Genomic DNA, 435 nt, shown 5'->3' with positions numbered 1-435 from the left:
AATCATTGTCGGGAGTCTGGCCAGCGCTGCGGTTGTTCTGTTGGATTGGTTGCTGGAAAATAGCTATGACCCAGCGCGTACTCTTCATCTTTTCGTGGCTAAATTTTTCGTTCCGTGGTTGGCCGCGGTGAGCATTTTGCTGGTGGGCATGGCGCCTATACTGATTCCCTTGTACATGGTCTGCATCATTGCAGTTCAGAAATGGGCTATACGAGGTCGGGCGACCTTCATGGCTTTTGGAGTCCTCTTCGCCGCGGTGGCGTGGTCAGCGTTTTCCGCATGGCATTGCTGGATATCGACGCGCTGTTCGGTAACACTCTCTTCGGTCACTCACCTCCCGCTTGATGCAGTGATCGAACTGATTGTCATCGGAGCGGTGAGCGGTATCGCTTGCCGGTTTGTGCTGATGCGCTGATCCGCCGGCTCGCGCGTGGG

Annotated in this window: 1 protein-coding gene; it reads left to right on the top strand. The window is 55.4% G+C overall.

Annotation, left to right across the window (positions count from 1 at the left end; genetic code table 11):
• Positions 1-415: hypothetical protein (locus tag U5782_RS41355; RefSeq protein ID WP_322049638.1), on the top strand; the 415-nt coding region annotated here is incomplete at its 5' end.
• Between the last annotated feature and the right edge of the window lie 20 nt (positions 416-435).

Source organism: Paraburkholderia sp. J67 (assembly GCF_905220265.1).
GTDB lineage: Bacteria > Pseudomonadota > Gammaproteobacteria > Burkholderiales > Burkholderiaceae > Paraburkholderia.
This window is presented reverse-complemented; position numbering and strand designations above follow the sequence as displayed.